The organism is Agaribacillus sp. DX54, assembly GCF_056858335.1.
In genome coordinates, this window is the sequence record NZ_JBXEQE010000005.1 from 39,737 (window position 1) to 60,829 (window position 21,093).

A 21,093-nucleotide genomic window follows, 5' to 3' on the forward strand; every position below is an offset into this window, starting at 1 on the left:
CTGTTGTATTAAAAGTCGAGAATTTTATCCAGTTTTTTATGCAGTTGTTCAGTCTGTTCTTCCAGTTGCCGTTTAATGGCGTCTTTAGCTGTTTGATGCGCCATTTTACTATTGTAACCGATCCTCACCGAAGACTCCATGTTTTTGTCACCGACCTCCCGGTAAATTTCGAAAAGCGTGACTACCCTGCCAATCTCCTGTGCGATAATGTTTTTGGAAGCGGCCACAGTTTTCGTGATAGAGGCAGCATCCTCACGGCTCAATTGATTGTTGGCTACGCTGTTTTCAATAATTGCCACAATATTTGTTTGAACAATACCTGCCAGCTCGAGCTTGGCTAACTCCAAAGCCTGGAGTTTGGCAGCCGATTGTGATTCGGCCACAGAGTTACCTGAGGCAACGAGGTACAATGGATATCCGTTTTCATCATCTTCATACTGGAGTAACCACGCTTTTTCCACTTGTTTGTCCATAGGCAAAGCGCCCGGTGCCACAAACCACTTGCTTTTTTTAAATTTCCTTGCTTCTTTTCTGGCAAGTTTTGAAGCCTTCTTTTTCATCTCCTTTTTGGCTTCTTTTCCTCTTTTTTTGTCCGTAGCCTGGGTCATGGGAATCGATGTTGCCATGAGGCTTAGTACAATAAACAATGCTGATAACTTTTTCATGGTAAGAAAATTTAGATTCCTTTATTTCAGAACAATTACCAAGCCAAAAAATTACAACGGCGGATAATATGTGTGCAATTCCAGATTTTTTAAAAAAATTATTTCATTAAAATACGATTCCCATTCTTACATCGATGTTTTGGGCTACATGGCCATGGGCTTTCAGGGAAATTCCTACTTTTAATAAATCAGTTAGCTGGTAATCAAGGGCATACCGCTGGAACAACCAACGATCATTTGGATCAGGAGAGCCAAGGTAAACACCAAATTGCTGACTGAAACGATACCTTCCGAAATGCAGGTTGTTGCCGGCCATCAAAGAAAAGATATAAGTGCTGTAATCTTCATTCCCAACCTTCCGTTTTTCCCGGTTTGAACCATCATATGAGGCCTCGAAGCCCAGGTTGAAACCATAAATTTTACCTAAACGTTTAGTTACGCCGCCGTTCAGGCCTATGGTCAGTTTTCTGTTGTCATTCTCGTTGGTACTGTCACTGACTGAGCGGGTGGTAGCAAAAATTCCCAGGTAACGCTGCCAGGGATATCCGGATGCGCTTTTTACCCGTTTCCTCACCGGCAGGGACTTTGGAAAAAGTATGTAATCCAGGCCCAGGGCAATTGTGGGATAATTGATGCCTTTATTGGGTTGTCGCATCCCGCCATTGGATATGTGATTGTAAAAAACAGACAGGTTGGCATTCCATTCCGGTGCGATTTTGTAATTCAAAGCGAGATTTACTAATAACGGAAAGCTGAAGGATGTGCTGTAAAACAGGTTGGTGGGATTTTCAATTTCGTCATAAATATTATCCATATAGGAAATACCCATACCTGCCCTGAAGGATACATGGAAGTTCCTTTGGTAGGTTATCAGGGGTTCGAGAAAAAAAACCATGCTATAAGCATTACCCAGCACGTCCGGGTTTGCAAAGTTGGTATAGGAAAATGAAAGGCCTACCTTACTGTAGCAGTTGCAGTTTCGCCATGATTTATCTTTTGTCTTCAACTGACTCACCTCAAAAGTCAACCCCCATGGATTAGTGCCTGAAATAGATTCAATGTCACTGGAGTGTGCGAGGATATCCCCGTATTGATATTTGACGCCTATGTATAAAGGATCTCTCTGGCTGTTTACATCCACACTGTCCTGCTGCCCTTGTGCCCAAAGGTGAATAATCGTGGCCAGGATTAAAAGGATGGTAGTTTTGGTTTTGATCATAGTACCTTTAGTGCACTTCAATACTGCGATTATATAACTTTATAATTGTTTTTTCAATTAAAATGTTTCTGCGCAAATAATTTTTTTGTTTTAGGTGCTTATTCATTTGGAGCACAAGCAGCACGTGGCTGTTACACAACTTAAGACTGTACCTTTATTTTACAGGCGAAAACTCTTTGTGTCTCTTTGTGTCTTGGTGCCTCCGTGGTGAGGAATGGTTAACGACAAAGAATGGTTAACCACCAAGACACAAAGAGACACAAAGAGTTTTGTCGAAAACGTTGTGCAACAGTCGCGAGACGCTTGCGCCAGGCCTATTTTTTTGAGTAGTCATAGTATGACCGATTCTGCCAATCGATTTGATTTCCATAATACCATAACATTGTTTAATTTTGCGGTGTAGTTAAAGTTAGCTGCCTGTTTAGGTTCAATTAATGTTTAAAGGTAACCATAATTAAGTTCCATGTTCAAAAAAGTGAGTTTAGCGTTTCTGTTTGCTGCAACAGCTATGCTGATGGCTCATAATTTTGTGCCCCATTCTCATTATACCGCCGGGGCGGGGGAAATTGTTACCAGCCATTGTTCTCATCACGAGGATAACCTGTTGGGTTTGCTGGCGTCCATATTTCATCTGGATTTAGGGAATGAACACCTTGAAAACCTTAAACCAGCCAGTGCCCAGGTGCTAAATCTTATCGCTCCCTTTGTTTTGGCTTTTGTCTCGTTTGATTTGACGGTACTCACCGAAAAGGAGTCGAATCACTATTTGTATCCGCCTGCAGCCATTTTAACAAACCCTTTTCTCCTTTCACTGAATATACACCGGGGACCTCCCGCGGCATAACCGAGCCTTAATCCCTTTATTTTTTATTTACAAAACCTGAATTCGCAGGAAATCCCCGATATTTTCCTCAATTCATTTTACAAAATATCATAATTATGATTGACGCTATTGTAGGCTTCAGCATTAGAAACAAGCTGATTATTACACTGTTTCTATTGGCATGGATAGGCTGGGGGGTTTATTCTATCACGCAGATTCCCATTGGCGCCGTGCCTGATATCACCAATAACCAGGTTCAGATCATCACCACTTCCCGCAACCTTTCTACCCAGGACATGGAACAATTTGTGACCTACCCTGTGGAGTTGGAAATGGCCAATTTGCCAGGAGTGATAGAGATCCGGTCGATCTCGAAATTTGGTTTGTCGGTGGTTACTGTTGTTTTTGAAGACAAGATGGGTACCTACCTGCCCCGTCAGCTCATTTCAGAAAAACTCAAATCCGCTTCGGAAAAAATCCCTCCGGAATTCGGTACCCCCGAAATGGGGCCTATCAGTACCGGACTGGGGGAGATATACCAGTATGTTCTGGGTGTAAAACCCGGTTATGAGGGCAAGTATTCAACCATGGATCTACGTACTATCCAGGATTGGGTGGTCAAACGGCAGCTTTCGGGAATTCCGGGGGTTGTGGAGGTCAATACCTGGGGCGGCTTTCTGAAACAATATGAGGTGGCGGTGAATCCGGAAAAGCTCAAAAGTATGAATGTCTCTATTTCAGAGGTGTTTCAGGCCCTGGAGAAAAACAATGATGTGATGGGAGGCGGTTATATTGAAAAGGTATCCCAAACTTATTTCGTGCGGGGGGAGGGAATGATAAAGTCACTGGAAGATATTCAAAAAATTGTGGTGAAAAACGTTGGTGGCGTTCCCATACTCATTCGTGACATTGGAGAAATTTCCTTTGGCAGTGCCACGCGTTTCGGGGCCATTACAGGCAACGGAACGGGTGAAAAAGTGATGGGACAGATCATGATGCTGAAAGATGCCAATTCCAGCGAGGTAATTGAAAATGTCAAACGAAGAGTGGCCGAAGTGCAGGACCTTTTACCTGAGGGACTGGTGATTAACCCTTTCCTGGAACGTACGGAGTTGATCAATAAAACTACCTATACTGTGGTGGAAAACCTGGTCCTTGGCGCGTTGATAGTAATTTTTGTGGTGGTTTTACTGTTGGGTAATTTTCGCTCCGCCCTCATCGTAGCTTCTATCATTCCTTTATCCCTGCTTTTTGGCATTTCCATGATGCATCTGTTAGGAATTTCTGCCAACCTGATGAGTCTGGGGGCCATTGATTTCGGAATCATCATTGACGGCTCGGTTATTATTATCGAATACATCATATTTAAAACCAATCGAAACAGTGCAACCTTACAGGCATTGACCGGTGATCAGCTCAGACTGGAAAGAGACCGCCTTACCAGGGAAAGCACTGTCAAAATGATGAATCCTGCGATTTTTGGACAGGTGATTATCCTGATTGTGTTTATTCCCATCTTGTCCCTTGCCGGAATTGAGGGTAAGATGTTCCGGCCTATGGGACTATCTTTTGTTTTTATCCTGATAGGCGCGATGATATTGAGTTTGACTTATGTACCGGTACTGGCTTCGGTCGTGTGTAAGCCCGATACCGGAAAAGGATTAAATATCTCAGGTAGCATCATGCACGTGCTGGAGAAAGCCTACTCCTTGGTTATTCAATTTGCTTTGAAAAGCAAAAGGGTGGTACTCGGTATCGCCATGGCCCTTTTAATTGGAAGTGGTTTGATCTTTTTCAGCATGGGAGGAGAATTTGTACCGACTTTGAATGAAGGGGATTTGGTGGTACAACCAGTGCTGAAAACCGGCACATCGTTGGGAAAAACCGTTGATATCATGACAGCGCTGGAAAAGATTTTACTCGACGGGTTTCCGGAGGTGGACCAGGTGGTTACGCGGATTGGCGCTGCCGAAGTACCTACCGATCCTATGTCCATGGAACAGGCGGATGTCATTATCAAACTAAAGCCAAAAAGGGAATGGCGCAGCGCACGCTCACGGGAAGAGTTGGCCGATAAAATGAAAGCTTCTATGTCTGTCATGCCCGGTTTGGACTTTGAGTTTACGCAACCCATTGAAATGCGCTTTAATGAATTGATCACCGGGGTACGTTCGGATGTGGCCATTAAAATTTATGGTGAAGACCTGGACAAATTGCAGGAATTAGGTGACCGCGCAGGTGAATTGGTGCACGATGTGCGAGGTGCTGCCGATGTGACCGTAGAAAAAACAGTCGGACTGCCACAAATGGTGGTCAGGTATAACCGGGATAAGATTGCCCAACACGGATTGAGCATCAAAGCACTCAACCGGATAGTGAGCATGGCTTTTGCCGGTGAGACGGCCGGAATTATGATTGAAGGGGAAAAACGTTTCGATCTGGTGGTAAGATTCGGAGAAGCCTTCAGAAATGATATTTCAAACCTGCAAAACCTTTATGTCGACCTTCCCAATGGCAGGCAAATACCTCTCAGGGAAGTAGCATCCGTGGAATACAGTACAGGCCCGGCCAAAATATCCCGCGATGATACCAAAAGACGCATCGTTATTGGTATCAATGTCCGGAACCGTGATGTTGAATCGCTTGTGGAAGAGGTCCAAAATATTTTGTCTTCCCAACTGCCCCTGCCTGAAGGTTATTACATTACCTATGGAGGTCAATTCGAAAACCTGCAAAATGCCAAGGCCCGGCTAAGCATAGCCGCACCGGTGGCGTTGATATTGATTTTTGTTATGTTGTACTTTACTTTTCATTCCTATCGTCAGGCCTTAATAGTGTATACGGCCATTCCCCTGGCTGCTATTGGCGGCGTTACGTTGTTGTGGATCAGAGGACTTCCCTTCAGCATTTCTGCCGGTGTTGGTTTTATTGCCTTGTTTGGAATTGTGGTGTTAAACGGAATAGTACTTATGGGTTTTTTCAACGAATTAAAGGATAAAGGGGTAAAGGACATCTACGATCGTGTCATACAAGGAACCCGGCAGCGGCTTAGACCGGTGCTTTTGACAGCTTCCTCTACGGCACTGGGCTTTTTCCCAATGGCCTTTTCCACTTCTGCGGGCGCCGAGGTGCAGCGGCCCCTGGCCACGGTGGTTATCGGTGGTTTAATTACCGCTACCTTTTTGACTTTGGTGGTATTGCCGGTGCTTTACATCATGTTTACGGGGCAGGCTAAGCAAGATGCTCATGGCGGTAAGCCGGTCAGACTAAATCCCGGAAGGGCTGGTCTGATGATTTTATTGCTTGCCGGGTTTTTCATCAGCCTGCCGGGCAAGGCACAGGTAAACAAAATCGGGTTAAATGATGCCATTGAAATTGCCTTAAAAAACAATGCCGGTTTTCAGGCATCGAAAATGAGGGTCACACAGCAGCAAAAACTGGAAAAAACCGCTTTTGATATACCTCAAACTTCCATTTACCACAGTTTTGATGAAAACAACATTGCAGAAAACGGAAGGCCGGTCGATGTTTATGGCGTACAACAGCACATCAGTTTTCCGACGCTTTATGGGGCGCAAAAAAAACTTCAGCAGCAAAAAACAGCTTTACGTCGCATAGATCACCGGATTAACGAAAGACTGCTCAAAAAACAGGTTTCCCAGGCATATTATGACGTTTTATATCAACTTAACCGCCTCGAGGAGCTGACATACCTGGACAGCCTTTACCGCAATTTTGCCAGGGCGGCGCGGCGGCGTCATGAAGTGGGGGAAACCAACTATCTCGAAAAAATTACCGCCGATGCCCGGTATCTTGAATTAAACAAACAACAAGAGCAGAGCAGGGCTGATGTTGATTTCAGCTATCAAAGGTTAAGGGAACTGTTACAAACAGAAGAAACATTTATTGTGCCGTTTACCCCCCTTACCAGGATTGAACTGGAAATGCAGCAAGTGCGCGCGGAGTTGGAAGATAATCCCGGCACGCAATTTTATCAGGGGCTTTCCGATCTCGCCGCTGCCAGTATCGAAGTTGAAAAAAACAAAATGTTGCCGGAGCTCGAAGCCGGGTATTTTTTGGGGGTAGGCAGGGGGGAGAACGCCGAAAATTTAAGCGGGTATCAAATTGGCATTGGAATCCCTATATTGACAGGCGCCCAACGCGGCAAACTTCAAGCTGCCAGAATTGAGAAAGAGATCAGCGAAAGGGAATTGGAGAACAACAAGACAGGCCTTATTTCGCAGTATGAACAACTGAATGCCTTGATACAAAAACATGAAAAAGCCATTTCCTACTACGAGTCCGGGGGATTGCAAATGGCCGGTGAAATTTTCAGAATGGCGGAGAAAAGCTACCTCAGTGGAGAAACTGACTACCTGCAGTACATACAAAGTCTGGAAGGTGCCAGGCAAATTAATCTCGGCTATCTGGAAAGCTTAAATCAATACAATCAGACGGTACTGGAGATGCAGTATCTTATCTATCTTTAAAGTGAAAAATATATGAAAAGCCAAACTAATAAAATACTCCTGTTGATTGTTGTACCGGCCATCACTTATGGCTGTGGGCAGGAAGGGCATGTTGCTGAAAATGCCTCCCGGCATACTGAGACAGAAAACAGCATTGTTATGTTAAGTGAGGACCAGGCCACCGCCGCGGGAATAACTTTGGGGGCCATAGCGTCGAGGGAAATATTCGAAAAAATAAAGGCTAACGGTTATTTTGATGCCCCCCCTCAAAACAAAGCGCAGGTAAGCACAATTGCTGCGGGCTATGTTAAAAAAACCACCCTGTTGATCGGAGATGTAGTGAAAAAAGGCCAGGTGATTGCGACCCTGGAAAATCCCGAATACGTCAGGTTACAACAGAACTTTATGGAGGTAAACGGGCAACTGGATTACCTGAAATCTGAATATGAGCGAAAAAAGATCCTGCAGGAGGAGAACATCGCTTCCAGGAAAAACCTGCTGAAGGCTGAAGCAGATTACAAGTCCACCCTGGCCAGACACACCGGGTTGAAGAAAGCGCTGCAAATGATGGGATTTAACGTAGACAATGTACTGACTGGAAAATATACTGCTACTTTGGCTATCCGTGCACCGATTGACGGTACGGTTACTGCTGTCAATTTGGTCATTGGCAAATACGTACGTCCGGAGGAGATACTGCTGGAGATTATCGATACCGACCACCTGCACATTGAATTGAATATTTTCGAAAAAGATATACTCAGGATAAAAGAAGGCCAGGTTATTCATCTGAGAATCCCAAGCCTCGATCATGAGATCCATGAAGGTGAAATCTATTTGGTCGGTAAGGCCTTTGATCAGGAAAAACGAACTGTAAATGTACATGGGCACCTGAAGGATGAAGAAAATACATTCATCCCCGGTACTTACGTCGAGGCGGATATTTTGGTTGAAAGCCATGTCATCGAAGCCTTACCCCAGGCTGCGGTGGCCTCACTAGCGGGAAAGGAATACATCTTTGTGGAAATTGGCAGGAAGGGAGAGAACAGGCAATACCAAAGGGTGGAAGTTGAAACAGGGCGGAGAAGCGAAGACTGGGTTGAAGTAAAGCTTGCCGATCAAAGGAAGCCCGGTGGTGGTGTCGTGGTCGGGGGTGTTTACTTTTTGTCTTCTGCTTTGGAGGAAAAAATCCACGATCATTAGTTTTTCTCCTATATCGCTAAAATACCATCATAATCCGTGAAATATTCAGTAGATCCACCGCATCCCGCACATTAATTTTGCCCTGAAAGATATAAAAATGCCTGTTACAGTTACTGATATTGAAGTAAAGGATATACGCTTTCCCACCAGTCACTCCCTCGATGGGTCGGACTCTATGAATCCTGACCCGGATTATTCTGCGGCTTATGTCATACTAAAAACGGATCATCCGGAAGGGATTCAGGGGCACGGGCTAACTTTTACCATCGGCCGTGGCAATCAATTGTGTGTTGAAGCGGTTCATGCGCTTTCCTACCTTATTAAGGGAAAATCATTGGAGTCTTTTACCGCGGATATGGCCGGATTCTGGAAAATGATCACCGGTGACAGCCAGCTCCGGTGGTTGGGGCCTGAAAAGGGTGTGATTCATCTGGCCACCGCTGCGTTGGTCAATGCTGTCTGGGATCTTTATGCCAAAGTAGAAGGAAAACCACTCTGGAAACTGCTGGCTGACATGAAACCTGAAGCGTTGGTTTCCTGTATTGATTTTACCTATATCACCGACGTTATCACGCCCCGGGAAGCTGTCGACATACTGCGTCGTCAAATGCCGGGCAAGGAGAAGCGGGTGGCCGAATTATTACAACACGGATATCCGGCCTACACGACCTCGGCAGGCTGGCTTGGGTATTCGGATGAAAAGATCAGGACGTTGTGCAGGGAGGCGCTGAAGGATGGATGGCAATACCTGAAAATGAAGGTGGGCGCCAACATCGATGATGACATTAAAAGAGCGGGGATCATCCGTGAAGAGATCGGCCATGAATTAACACTCATGATGGATGCCAATCAAAGATGGGAGGTAGAGGAAGCTATTGAAAATATGGAAAAACTATCGGTGTTTAATCCATGGTGGATCGAAGAGCCGACAAGTCCCGACGATATTCTGGGCCATGCTGCCATTGCAAAAGCCATCGCGCCGATAAAGGTCGCTACCGGTGAACATTGTCAAAACAGGGTCATATTCAAACAACTTTTGCAGGCTGGCGCCATTGATGTATGCCAGATCGATAGCTGCCGGGTGGGGGGTGTTAATGAAATCCTGGCTATCTTGCTGATGGCAGCTAAATTCGATATTCCCGTTTGCCCTCATGCCGGTGGGGTTGGTTTATGTGAGTATGTACAACATCTGTCTATGTTTGATTACATCGCCGTCAGTGGCAGCCTCGAAAACCGGCTCATAGAATATGTCGATCACCTGCACGAGCACTTCCTCGACCCGGTCCGCATAAAAAACGGCAGGTATATGCCTCCTGAGTTGCCGGGTTATAGTATCACCATGAAGCCTGCATCTCTGAATGAGTACAGTTTTCCTTTGGGAAAAGTCTGGAAAAGTGATAACTTTTCGCCGGTTGAATAACCCATAAAAACAATATGACTACCTATAATCTGAGCAATAAAGTGGCCGTCGTAACCGGAGGTGCCAGTGGGATCGGAAAAGCCATCTCGCTGAATTTTGCTGAAAATGGAGCCCATGTATTTATACTGGAGCTCGACGAAAAAAACGGCCACGAAACTGTTTCTGAAATTCAGGAAAAAGGAGGTAAATCATCGGTTTTTGCCTGCAACGTAGCCAACCATCGGGAAGTAATCGGTGTAGTTGACAAAATCGCCCGGCAACATCATATCGATATTCTGGTGAATAATGCCGGAATTGCCCACGTGGGCAATATCGAAAATACCAGCGAGGAAGATATAGATAGATTGTATCAGGTAAATATCAAGGGCGTTTATAACTGTATATTTGCCTGCATTCCGCACATGAAAAAACAAGGTGGGGGTGTAATACTTAACATGGCTTCTATTGCTTCCACATTGGGAATTTCAGATCGGTTTGCCTATTCAATGTCTAAGGGGGCTGTCCTGACCATGACCTACTCAGTGGCAAAAGACTACATCGGCGACAATATCCGTTGCAATTGTATTTCACCTGCCCGCGTTCATACCCCGTTTGTGGACGGATTTATCGCTAAAAACTATCCGGGAAAGGAAGAAGAGATGTTTGATAAATTGTCGAAAACCCAGCCTATAGGCAGAATGGGTACGCCTGAAGAAATTGCCGCGCTGGCTTTGTTCCTTTGCTCGGATCAGGCAGGTTTTATTACAGGAACCGACTATCCGATCGACGGTGGTTTTATTAAGTTAAATAGTTAAATAATCGTTCATGAAATTAGTAAGATTTGGATCACCTGGTCAGGAAAAACCGGGATTGCAACTGGAAGACGGCACATTGGTAGATGTTGGCCACTTTGTTCAGGATTACGATCAGTCATTTTTCGAATCCGTTGGCATAGAAAAATTGCAATCTTGGTATGATCAAAATAAAGAAAACTGTCCTGTGGTAGAATCAGGCAGCAGATTAGGCCCTCCTTTGAAAAACCCCTCCAAGATAATATGCGTTGGTTTGAATTACGCGAAACATGCTGAAGAAAGTGGTATGGAAGTTCCCAAAGAACCGGTACTGTTTTTTAAGGCTACATCTTCGATAACAGGACCTAATGACAACATCATCATTCCAAAAGATAGTGAAAAAACAGATTGGGAGGTAGAGCTTGCCGTAGTGATTGGCAAACGGGCCTCTTATGCAGAAGAATCCGAAGCCATGGATTATGTTGCCGGCTATTTGCTGCACAATGATGTCAGCGAAAGGGCCTTTCAGCTTGAAATGGGTGGCCAGTGGGTGAAAGGGAAAAGTGCCGATACCTTTGCTCCGATGGGGCCTGTGCTGGTCAGCAAAGATGAGATTAATGATCCGCACGATCTGGACTTATGGCTCAAAGTCAATGACCGGATGCTGCAATCCAGCAATACCTCCGACCTGATTTTCAATATTCCCCGGCTTATAAGCTACATCAGCCGTTTTATGACCCTGGTGCCGGGAGACATTATTTCAACGGGTACCCCATCCGGTGTGGGCCTTGGTTTGGATCCCCCCAGGTATCTGAAACCCGGCGATGTGGTAGAATTAGGGATCGACCTGCTAGGCACTGCCAGGCAGCATGTCAGAGGTTTTGATGGCGCCTGATAGATCCTTTCGGACCTGATCGCCATGGCGTCTTGGGGCTACTTCACAACGTTTTGGACAAAATTCTTTGTGTCTTAGTGCCTCCTATGTTGAAAAGCAAGGCTAAGCGCTATTTTTTTTGGTGTGGCAAAAGTACTGACCCTGAGTTTGAGGAAAAAATGCTCAATGTAATAGGGCTTTACCTCTCCAAAGACGAAAAGGCCATGGTCTTATCCGTTGATGAAAAAACGCAAATACAGGCTTTGGATAGAAGTCAACCTGAATTACCGCTAAAAAGTGGGCTACCCAAAAGGCATACTGTCACTTATAAACGTAACGGTACGGTATCATTGATGGCAGCCCTGGCAGTACATGAAGGGGAAGTCACCGCACAAACCATTGACAAGAACAACCATGTGAACTTTTTGAAGTTCCTCAAAAAACTCTACCGAAAATACCCTGACAAACAACTACACATTATTGTGGATAATCTCAACGTACACAAACATAAAAAGGTAAAAGCATGGGTAAATAGCAAGAAAAGGCTCACCATGCATTTCACGCCAACCTACTCTTCCTGGCTCAATCAGATTGAAAGCTGGTTCAATATTTTAAGCAAAGATGTGCTGAAGGGAGGAATATGGCATTCCAAACAACAACTCGTTGATCAGTTAATGGAATATGTCCAAACTTACAAGGCCACACGAGCCAAAACTTTTCAATGGAATTACGCACCTCATAGTAAACTAACTTGAAAATCAATACACTAGTTTAAGAACATCTTGATAACCTTGGTTGAATTAAGAAATTTGTTGATCTTGTTAATTTTATCGGCCATCATATCTATACAAGCAGAAATTTCCTTAAATTCATCACCACATGTAGTTGCATTTTTTTCTAAATATTGCCGGTCAATTTTTGTCTCACTTTCCTGATGAATCAAACTTACATTTGCTTAGGCAAATATGCTTTACTGTTTAATCTTGATGCCAAGGTCATCAAGTATGCTGTTTAAAACCTTACCGGCCTTGGTTCTGTCATTGTTCCGGGCTATTTGCTGGAACTGGGAAACAAGTTTCGGCAATTCCGACTTTGTGTATTGATTCAATGGCTTTTTGATGTATCCCCTTGATTTCAGGAAGGCATCAATTTTGGCCATATTCATTTTTTTGTCATCATCATTGCCGTTGTAAATCCAACCAAGCTGATAACAGATGCTTATGATCTTCTTTCTCATTTTGTCACACGGATCGTTTTTTTGAAGCATCTTTATTACTTTGGTTAGCTTCATGATAGGTTAAATCCTTTGTGCTGTCTGAGCCTATACCGGAAAATGAAAATATTATTTCCCGCTTGTAATCCATCATTCCCGTGTTGTTTAACAGGGCGTGGATTTTTATGATTTGTTGCTTGCTAATCCCCTTCATGTCCGTTTGCTTATAATTGACTGATCATTACAGCGGTTTCTACACCCCTGTAACTGCCAGTTTCTCTACACTTTTCGACCGCCTTATCGATTAAGGATTCATCATCAATACCATTGGCGTAACAAATTCTTGCAATGTCCGTTTCGCTTGCTTCTTTAAGCCGTACAAATGGAAAGTATATCCTATCAACCAGCTCGGAAAACCCGCGTTTTCCTTTCCTGGCTTTTGCAGTAAGGTTAAGTTTCAGGTAAGGTACACTCAACATCACTATGCCAGATAAGGAATTAGAACGATCGCCGTATATTTCCTTAACCAGCAACAGGCAACTATCATTTAACATGCTGGCCTCATCCAGTATCAAAAGTGCGTTTTCGGTTTCATTGAGCTTTTTTCTTATTGCGTCAATGAGGTCGGTTTTTGTGCCGCCTGAAATTACATACATGGATTTACACAACTCCTCCAAAAACCGTTTTTGGGTATAATCCCGGCATTTAAGCAAGAAAGTGTTTCGGCGGTTCCTTGCATACTTTTCACTGGCCGTACTTTTACCCGAACCAGCATGGCCAATGATGCAATGAAGCGATTTAAACTCCCTAGCCACCTCAAAAAGCTTCATGCACGTTTCTTTGTTTTCGGTATCTACCACAGTCCAAACATGTTTTTGAGATATTCTGTAGTGGTTTGCCAGCTTATTCCATGTGGCTTCGTGCGGATCGTGTTTACCATTCAATATCTGGCTTAAATAACCCTTTGATACACCTGTTTCAATTTCCAGCTTTGTTAAGCTTTGAAGGCGCCGGTAGTCTTCTGAAATCAGATTTTTAATTTGTTGTTTGTCTACCATCGTTTTATTGTTTATTGTTCAATTTTGTTAAAAAATCACCTTCCATATCTTTGCCCGGATCATGGGTGACCTGGGCTATTTTTCTGTGATCCGAAATCTTTGCTTTTTGGTAGGACTCAGCATCGTTTAAAAAGTCTTTATAAACGGTTTCAAAACCCCTTTTTAAAATGAGTTCACTTTCCTTGTTGATATGGGATTGCTGAAATTCTTTTTTTGCCTGTTCTAGTATAGCCTTTCTTTTTTTAAGGTCTTTTGCAGCTTTTTCTTATCACCGCGCTGGTAGTCTGCTACAGCTTCCGGATGAAGGTTTTTCAAAGTGGCAATAGCTGCTTTTTTGCCTTTATAGTATAATGCTATCCATTCAGGGTTTTTATTGTCATACCATACCTCGAAATTTTCATTCAGGTAGTTGCGGTAAAATACACCGTCAATAGTTCCGTCAGCATCTTTCACTGTGTAGGTATATTTTTCCTTGTTAATTTCAATGGTTAAACCACTTGTCGTATATTTTACCGGCTTACGCCTTTTGGCCATGAAAAGCTCTATAATATCCGATTGGTCAACTTTCCTCCTTTTGGGATGCGGGGTGTTGTAAACATCAGACCGGGGTGTTTTTACTTTCCAATCGCTTTCATTGTAGGCTTTGACCACCATTTGAATAATGCCTTCAAACTCGTTAACCGTTGGCAGTTCCCCCGCTTTTCTGAGTGCTTGTAAAATGTCAGGGTTTAACTTGCTGGTTCTGTTTTTTGCTGTAATGTTTCCGCCCGTCCAGCTTGGCAGAAATTTTAAATAGTTGTATTGAAATTCTTTTATATATCGCTCGGCTCTTAGTGCAGCCGGGTTTTTGGCTTCGTGTGGGAAGTGTATTTTGCATATTTTATCAAAAAAGCTTTTTGCCTCATGGCTTATGTTCGCGCTGCCGGGATCGTAGGAGATTTGATATGGTAAATGGCCGGTATTGCGTATAGCGTTTTTAGTGGCAGACAAAACTAAATGGGTAGTTTCACCCCTGCCGATGGAATAACCCGCAATCTTACTGGAATGGCTATCGAAAACGTAGCATATGTCTAATGATTGGGTCCAATTTCCGTTTTGGTCAGTTATTTCTAAATCAATTCTTGTGGAATCAATCAACCAAAGCGCATCCGGGAATGAAGCTTTTTGACGGCTTAATTTATATTCAAGTTTTTTTCTTGCTGCGATTTCGCCATGTTTTGCAGCATACCAAATATGCCGGATTTCGGGTTTATTAAGGAAATTAGCTATGGTTTTTACTGACTTTATTTCAGGCCAATTATAGCTTTTATGCTTCCTTTTATAAAGTTGAAAAACGTCCTCCAAGTTGATTCCGGGGCTTTGGGCATACCAACATATTAATGCATTTCCGTTGGTCTTGAGATCAATTTTATTTCTATTCTGATTGCCGAACATGCCATTATGTACCTTCCAGTTTGAATTATTGTCTTTAATGGTTTTTTTTATGGCTTTCAGCCTTTTTGTAAAGCTTTCATAGCTGGTGAGTTTGAAAGGCAGGTAGTCCCAGCCTCGTATGGCTTCAAAGATTTGTTTCAGGGTATAGGATGTATTTGATAAATCTATAAGTATTTCATATACTGCCTGCTTTTTAGCCAGTTCTACACATTTTTCTCTACTGGCAATGTCATCGTAATTTTTCTTGTAATCATAGGTGTTTTCTCCTACATAATTCAATACCTCAATACGTATAATTTCCTTTTTGGTATTGGCTTTGGATTGCTTTGCTAACGCGATTAATTCATGTTCGGGGTCTATGCGGTCTTTAATGGATTTTGTAAGGCTGGAATAAAGGATTTCTGGCTTGCGGTCAAATGGGTTTTTGTTATTAATGATCTGCTTTCTCCATACACCTGTATCAATCGTACTGCGAGGTATCCCCTTACTTTCGAAATAAGGATATTTAATCCACAGATTTTGACCTTTCTTTCTTATATGGCCTTGTAAGCCTTCCATAACCTACTTTTTGGGTATTAATTACTAATTTTGATTGACGCTTGTAGTTGGTTTGACTCATTTATGTATTTGTTAAGCTCAATGAGAATTTTTGCTCTTTTTGAATCAATGGATGGTTTTTTTTTATACTGTTTTATCGTTTGATAAGCGTGCGTATATGATACATCGGCTCTTTGGGCTATTAACCTAATCGCTCCGTGTGGTAACTCTAAGTTTGTTTTTGCTTCATTCATGTCTTTATTGTTATATTTACAATGATTTTACACAATAATAGTACTATATGTTACAACAATTTGTGATATTTTTTATTGTTTAAAACTTTCCCAATGGAAATAAAGACCAGACTAAAAGCGATGAGAAAGGCCTTAAACCTTACTCAAAAGGAATTTTCAGAAAAATTAGGAATCACTCAGTCCTTTTTGTCTGCATTAGAACTAGGAAACAGAGATATCACTTGAAGTGTTTTAAAAACACTTATTGTAATATTTGAAGTTTCTACCGACTGGTTGATTACTGGAAAAGGGAGTATGTTTTTATATGAGACAAAAAACGGAAACGAGCAAAAAAGTGAGCAAATTGTTCAGAATTCAGAAATTTTAAAGAAACTTAAACAAGCTGAAAACCAGATAGTTATTGAAATCGACGATATAACGGACAGAATAAACACTATTAATCATTGGATAGCTATGTCATTTGATATATTAGAATCCCTGAAAGTGGATAATTATAAAAGGACAAATGATGAAATCGAAGATAAGATGTTTAATGAAATATCTGAAAATCAGTATTTTGCGTTTTCCAATGAACCGTATAGCAACATGGAATTAGATCCAAAAATTCAATACTTAATTCGTTTGAGACGTTTTTACAAATACTTGGAAAAATTATTTCAAAGTCTGCATTACACTGTTCTTAAATCTGTTGGTTATCCATAAAAAAGTAAAAATCATACATAAAAACGTTGTTTTAAGACTTTTTAGGCCTCCCTTCTAATTAGGTTATTCATTAGTCTTATTGGCATCTAATGAGTTGGGGTTTGGTAATTTGAACAATATTTTGAAATGATAGTCTTGTTTTATTATTAGCATAGTACAATTTTAATAGTGATACAGGTATACTGAATGGCTAAATTTCAGGACAAGGCGTACCTATCCTGTCTTTGCTTTGATTCAGCAGTACAATTATTGTAGGTTAGCTAGGCTGCTTTTTTGAGCGACTCCTCGGGTGGGGGTTTGCGCCTGCGTTTGGTCAATAACACTGCATTGGCATCCATGACACCAAAAAACACCCAGGTTTTCTCGGTTTCTTCTCTTAGGGCCTTGACTTTTCTAAGGCCATAATGATTTTTGTGATTGCCAAATGCACCTTCCAGGTGAGTAGATCGCACTTTATTGATTTGTGACTTCAATACATCAATGGCTTTGTTTTTGTTGTGATCTTTTGGCTGGCGGCCTTTTGTTACGAACCCGTGAAAGATTTGTTTTTCGCTTAAATACCTGCGTTTTTCGTTGGTCGCATAAATTCGATCAGCTGCTAGTTGATGACAGTGACCAAAAGCTTGTTTGTGCTTAGCAACAGTGATTTTCAGCCGCTTACATTCATTGAAGGGATTGAATTGCATACAATCAAACCAGCTCACCCCATCGCATTGGAGCATATGCGCTTTCATGCCCCATTCATTGGGCTTGTTTTCTTTACCTGTTTTGATGGTTCTGATATAGGGTTTGTGTAAAGAAACGATCCGGTCGGCAATTTTGGCCTTTGGATCAAGGGCTAGTTTTTGTTGCTGCATAAGCACCTTTTTGATGGTGCGAAGGTAATGACCTTGTAAATGGGTCAGCGTTAAGTTGGGATGGTCGTCAAGGACTTGCTGCAGTTGATCCAGGCCTTTCCTTAACAGGTAAAGTAAGGAGGTGTGACGTTTCCTTCCTTTTTTGTAAGACTTCTTGCGCAGTTTAAAATAAGTCTGTTGCTTACGTTTCTGGTCAATGAATTTGTTCCTGGGTCTTTTGATCTTCAATAGTTTGCAGCTTTTGAACAGTATATGCTGGTAGCCCCAAGTACAACTCTCCCAAAGTAATTTTACATCGGTAGGAAATCTTATATAAGACTCGTAAACGGTCGCATCCATCAACAACAAAGCAGTTAAATCCATATCATCCTTCCAATGGGAAAGTAACCCTGCTTGAAGTTGCTGCCAGTCAGCCTGATCGGCTATATAACCACGTACCTTGGAGACAATGGCGGTATCTCTGACTTTTCGGTCTCTGATAACAGTTTACCACAGAATAATTGAAGGGACCAGTCCGTATTAAAACGCTCAATTAGCTTTTCATCGCTGGTATCCAGTAAGTGTTTTAAAAACATGAGCGCCAACATCCCCTGATTGGTAAACCAGGGCTTTGGGCCTGTTTTGGATTTATCTATCCGTGGAAGGCAACTTGAAAGCGCTTCCCAGGGAATGGTCTGATGGATTTGGCCCAAAGCGGTCTGCTTGAATAAGTGCAATTTTGGATGATCAAACTGCTCAACTTGGAAAAGTGTTTGTTGCATAGTAGATTGAGGTTTGGATTGTTATTTTTCTCAACTACAATCTAACACTAAACCCCAAAAAATGCTATATGTAGTACGTTTTTGGGGTTTTTATTCTAATAATTAACGATCAAAACCCCTAAAAATGCCCTCTAAAGCCATTTTTACCAGAAATAATTAATTAGAAGCGAGGCCTTTTTAGAGCACTTATTACACATTTCATATCGATATTAGTATCAAAATTTTTTGTTTTTATACTCAGATTACCTACAAATACCAAAAATTAACTTTCTGTTTTTCTAAAATATGCTCATTTAAAATCCACAAAATCCCTGTACATTTACCCCAAACATAGATTTTTTTGGTTTTTGCCTTTTTGTAATAATTAACTTTCTGTTTTACCCCCCATACTAAAAGGGTACCAAACTGTGAAATTTCCAATGGAGTGACTGATTAAAAACCAGGGACCTACAAATTTTCTGAAAGTAGTGATCTCGAAAGGATCACGATATCATTTCTATCTGTCTGATATTCAAAAATTTGCCAGGAAACCAGTTTAGACGCCCACCGCTTTGTTCACAAAAAGTGACGGGCTATTATCTAAGAGAACGTATATGACACAATTTTAATACAATTTGAATAAAGATGGCATAGGTTTCCTTAGTTTATTTTGGTATCCCCCATATCTCCCCAAAAAGCATGAAATTCCGTAACATCTTTGATTCTCTGCAACAGCCCTCGGTTACCTAATCCCGGATATAACTGCCAATTAAGCGATTGTTCATGCGGATAGCATCCCAAAACTGGTATAGATTACCCGTAGAATTTCCCATGGAGTGGGCATATTCGCACCAAATCACGGGTCGGTACTTACCCTCAAGATTGGACATTTCAAATTTACCCGATTGAATTGTATATACGGCTGACCATGTCCACATAGTCAGTATCTTTAATCACCCCATCCAAACTTTTTGTTTAACCCCGTGGTTTGTGCGCCTTCTTAATGCATGGATCGCGTTGGATCAAAAGCCCGTATCCAATTGAACATGGTGGTGTAATTGAAACCAAACCTGATTCGTTGCCAAGGATCAGATGGATCATCTAAATCAGCTTTCCGGGACACCTATGTCCTACGAAATGTATGCTTTGGTTAAATGGCTTACCAGTACTTTGGGCTTTCACGGTGAAACGACTTTCAATACCATGCCTGGGACCGAAATATCTCCTTCATCATTTCCCATGGTTCCGATTTCCTCAATCAAATTCCCGGGAATTTTAATATTATCTCCATTGATTTCTACCTTTTCAGTGATGTCTATCGCTTCCGTTGCAAGAAGATCTTGCGCCCATATTGATATGCCTTCCGGTAGCCCTTCCCGGAACTCCATGGATAAAGAGGCATAATTTCCAAATATTCCTATTAATGTATCTATCGTGGCTTCCTTCAAAAAGACATGGGCTTTTGGCTCTATCCAACTGTTTTCTGGAGTAACCCGACCTTCTGTGGCAACGGCAATTGCCCCATTTGGAAATTTGGATGCCATTACGTATGGTTGTATATCGTCTGTCCGTACATTGGGCAAGGCAATGTTGCGGCTCATAATGGCAGGGGCACTTTGTCTCACCATTTTTCCATGTGCCCTTTTAAACCAGGTGTCGTTTACGCCAAATACAATACTATCCAGAAGATTGTGTGCGGAATGTAAATAGGTTCCATAACCAGCGGGCATCGGAGGTGCGATCCGCTGCCACACGGCCAAACGGTCCATTTCGTTGAGTCGTTTGTCCACTTGGCGGTCTCCGGCCATTTGTAGATGAAAGTCTTTTCCCTGGTACATCCTCGGCGTTTTCATGGGGTGGCGCTTCACCGCAACCAAGGTGCCCATTGCCGCAGCAACATTACAGTCATCCTGGATATTCAACATGGCCTTGTACTCCTCATTTCCTGCAGTCTCGACCAGAATATCGTGAATTCTCTGCATGGTGGTCGTAGATACCAGGAGTGGTGCGGCATCATAGGTCCTGAATACATCGGTATTTTTAATGGCATTAAATGATGCTTCTACTTTTTTGGTAGCTCCATCCAATGTAGTGGACTCTTGTAGTTTTTGTGTTACCAATTCCTTTTTACTGTATACGGAAGGGTAATAATCAAGGCCAGACTGATCCCATTTAGGGTTTACAGGGCCAGCACCGGTAATATGCTCCAATACCAATTGGGGATAAACCTCCTTTTTGATCTTTGAGGCGTAGTAGTGTTCAGTATCCCCTCCATCTATTTTCCAGTATTCGATCCCGGCATGTTTGCTCCATGCTATTTGCACTCGCATTTCTTCCTCGGTCAATCTCCCTCTGTACCATAAGCCCAGTCCTTTCCAACCTAATTCTTTGATGTCTTCGTTCATTTGCTTCAATCGATCTTTCGGGGTCAAATGCGAATAACGCGGAAAATCAATGGTATCCATAATCCCTGTAAAGAAGGTGTTCTTCCCTATCCTCTTATCCTGCCAACCATGGTCTATCAAGAAGTAATAATCCCCTCTTGTTTTGGGAAGCATGACCCGGGCCATGCCCTGTTCACCAAAAGTGGTCTTTTCTGTGAGTTCATCCCGAGCCGCAGGGTTCGAGTAGATAGCCCTTGCATCCGGATTGGTAACAGGTTGCCCTTTAAGGATCAGGTAATTTTGCCAATACCAAGTACACCAGTAATTAGGCGCAGTACTAGTTTCCATAGGCACCAGATTTACTGTCTCTTGCGCCATCACCTTATCCAAGTGTTTACAACCGCAGAACGCAAGTATTACCATCAGTGCAATTATTCGATTTGCCTTCATGTTCTTTTTTTGAAATTTTGT

At 42.5% G+C, this 21,093-nt stretch carries 20 protein-coding genes; 9 read left to right on the forward strand and 11 right to left on the reverse strand.

The annotated features are described in order from the left end of the window. Positions 1 to 8: 8 nt before the first annotated feature. The gene (locus AC04NP_RS07750; RefSeq protein ID WP_482858966.1) at positions 9 to 665 is read right to left on the reverse strand and encodes a hypothetical protein; all 657 of its coding nucleotides are present in this window, start codon (positions 663 to 665) and stop codon (positions 9 to 11) included. Between the two features lie 106 nt (positions 666 to 771). Further along, a complete protein-coding gene (locus tag AC04NP_RS07755) occupies positions 772 to 1,884 on the reverse strand; it encodes an acyloxyacyl hydrolase (RefSeq protein WP_482858967.1) in 1,113 nt (370 codons plus the stop codon). 475 nt (positions 1,885 to 2,359) lie between these two features. Here AC04NP_RS07755 and AC04NP_RS07760 point away from each other — a divergent pair, with 475 nt between their 5' ends. The 7 genes from AC04NP_RS07760 (at position 2,360) to AC04NP_RS07790 (ending at position 12,198) form a co-directional block, all read left to right on the forward strand. Continuing rightward, the gene (locus AC04NP_RS07760) at positions 2,360 to 2,728 is read left to right on the forward strand and encodes a hypothetical protein (RefSeq protein ID WP_482858968.1); all 369 of its coding nucleotides are present in this window, start codon (positions 2,360 to 2,362) and stop codon (positions 2,726 to 2,728) included. A gap of 95 nt (positions 2,729 to 2,823) precedes the next feature. Then, positions 2,824 to 7,197 carry a CusA/CzcA family heavy metal efflux RND transporter gene (locus AC04NP_RS07765; RefSeq protein WP_482858970.1) on the forward strand — a complete coding sequence of 1,458 codons (4,374 nt, stop codon included), beginning with the start codon at positions 2,824 to 2,826 and terminating at the stop codon, positions 7,195 to 7,197. A 12-nt stretch (positions 7,198 to 7,209) separates the two neighbouring features. Further along, positions 7,210 to 8,379 carry an efflux RND transporter periplasmic adaptor subunit gene (locus AC04NP_RS07770; RefSeq protein WP_482858971.1) on the forward strand — a complete coding sequence of 390 codons (1,170 nt, stop codon included), beginning with the start codon at positions 7,210 to 7,212 and terminating at the stop codon, positions 8,377 to 8,379. A gap of 97 nt (positions 8,380 to 8,476) precedes the next feature. Further along, on the forward strand, positions 8,477 to 9,799 hold the full coding sequence (locus AC04NP_RS07775; RefSeq protein WP_482858973.1) for an L-fuconate dehydratase: 1,323 nt from the start codon (positions 8,477 to 8,479) through the stop codon (positions 9,797 to 9,799). Between the two features lie 14 nt (positions 9,800 to 9,813). After that, a complete protein-coding gene (locus tag AC04NP_RS07780) occupies positions 9,814 to 10,593 on the forward strand; it encodes an SDR family NAD(P)-dependent oxidoreductase (protein ID WP_482858974.1) in 780 nt (259 codons plus the stop codon). A gap of 10 nt (positions 10,594 to 10,603) precedes the next feature. Further along, entirely contained in the window at positions 10,604 to 11,464 is an 861-nt protein-coding gene (locus AC04NP_RS07785; protein WP_482858975.1) for a fumarylacetoacetate hydrolase family protein, read from the forward strand. A gap of 86 nt (positions 11,465 to 11,550) precedes the next feature. Then, the gene (locus AC04NP_RS07790) at positions 11,551 to 12,198 is read left to right on the forward strand and encodes an IS630 family transposase (protein WP_482858976.1); all 648 of its coding nucleotides are present in this window, start codon (positions 11,551 to 11,553) and stop codon (positions 12,196 to 12,198) included. 215 nt (positions 12,199 to 12,413) lie between these two features. Here AC04NP_RS07790 and AC04NP_RS07795 read toward each other — a convergent pair whose 3' ends face one another. The 5 genes from AC04NP_RS07795 to AC04NP_RS07815 all read right to left on the reverse strand — a co-directional run bounded on the left by AC04NP_RS07795 (position 12,414) and on the right by AC04NP_RS07815 (position 15,939). After that, positions 12,414 to 12,680: a hypothetical protein gene (locus tag AC04NP_RS07795; protein WP_482858978.1), complete on the reverse strand. Its 267-nt coding sequence runs from the start codon at positions 12,678 to 12,680 to the stop codon at positions 12,414 to 12,416. A 4-nt stretch (positions 12,681 to 12,684) separates the two neighbouring features. Further along, complete coding sequence (locus tag AC04NP_RS07800; RefSeq protein ID WP_482858979.1) at positions 12,685 to 12,870, reverse strand: hypothetical protein; 186 nt, start codon at positions 12,868 to 12,870, stop codon at positions 12,685 to 12,687. A gap of 10 nt (positions 12,871 to 12,880) precedes the next feature. Continuing rightward, the gene (locus AC04NP_RS07805; RefSeq protein ID WP_482858980.1) at positions 12,881 to 13,714 is read right to left on the reverse strand and encodes an AAA family ATPase; all 834 of its coding nucleotides are present in this window, start codon (positions 13,712 to 13,714) and stop codon (positions 12,881 to 12,883) included. A gap of 222 nt (positions 13,715 to 13,936) precedes the next feature. Beyond that, positions 13,937 to 15,706 carry a hypothetical protein gene (locus tag AC04NP_RS07810; RefSeq protein ID WP_482858981.1) on the reverse strand — a complete coding sequence of 590 codons (1,770 nt, stop codon included), beginning with the start codon at positions 15,704 to 15,706 and terminating at the stop codon, positions 13,937 to 13,939. A gap of 17 nt (positions 15,707 to 15,723) precedes the next feature. Further along, complete coding sequence (locus AC04NP_RS07815; RefSeq protein WP_482858982.1) at positions 15,724 to 15,939, reverse strand: hypothetical protein; 216 nt, start codon at positions 15,937 to 15,939, stop codon at positions 15,724 to 15,726. Positions 15,940 to 16,059: 120 nt separating this feature from the next. Between AC04NP_RS07815 and AC04NP_RS07820 the strand changes: the two genes are divergently transcribed. After that, positions 16,060 to 16,164, forward strand: a complete 105-nt coding sequence (locus AC04NP_RS07820; RefSeq protein WP_482859220.1) for a helix-turn-helix domain-containing protein — start codon at positions 16,060 to 16,062, stop codon at positions 16,162 to 16,164. Between the two features lie 48 nt (positions 16,165 to 16,212). Next, a complete protein-coding gene (locus AC04NP_RS07825) occupies positions 16,213 to 16,641 on the forward strand; it encodes a hypothetical protein (RefSeq protein ID WP_482858983.1) in 429 nt (142 codons plus the stop codon). A gap of 260 nt (positions 16,642 to 16,901) precedes the next feature. Here AC04NP_RS07825 and AC04NP_RS07830 read toward each other — a convergent pair whose 3' ends face one another. The 4 genes from AC04NP_RS07830 to AC04NP_RS07845 all read right to left on the reverse strand — a co-directional run bounded on the left by AC04NP_RS07830 (position 16,902) and on the right by AC04NP_RS07845 (position 20,970). Further along, a complete protein-coding gene (locus AC04NP_RS07830; protein ID WP_482858984.1) occupies positions 16,902 to 17,861 on the reverse strand; it encodes a hypothetical protein in 960 nt (319 codons plus the stop codon). 59 nt (positions 17,862 to 17,920) lie between these two features. Next, complete coding sequence (locus AC04NP_RS07835) at positions 17,921 to 18,259, reverse strand: transposase (RefSeq protein WP_482858985.1); 339 nt, start codon at positions 18,257 to 18,259, stop codon at positions 17,921 to 17,923. Positions 18,260 to 18,984: 725 nt separating this feature from the next. Then, the gene (locus AC04NP_RS07840) at positions 18,985 to 19,176 is read right to left on the reverse strand and encodes a glycoside hydrolase family 2 TIM barrel-domain containing protein (RefSeq protein ID WP_482858987.1); all 192 of its coding nucleotides are present in this window, start codon (positions 19,174 to 19,176) and stop codon (positions 18,985 to 18,987) included. 240 nt (positions 19,177 to 19,416) lie between these two features. Further along, positions 19,417 to 20,970, reverse strand: coding sequence for a hypothetical protein (locus AC04NP_RS07845; protein ID WP_482858988.1), 1,554 nt, complete (start codon positions 20,968 to 20,970; stop codon positions 19,417 to 19,419). Between the last annotated feature and the right edge of the window lie 123 nt (positions 20,971 to 21,093).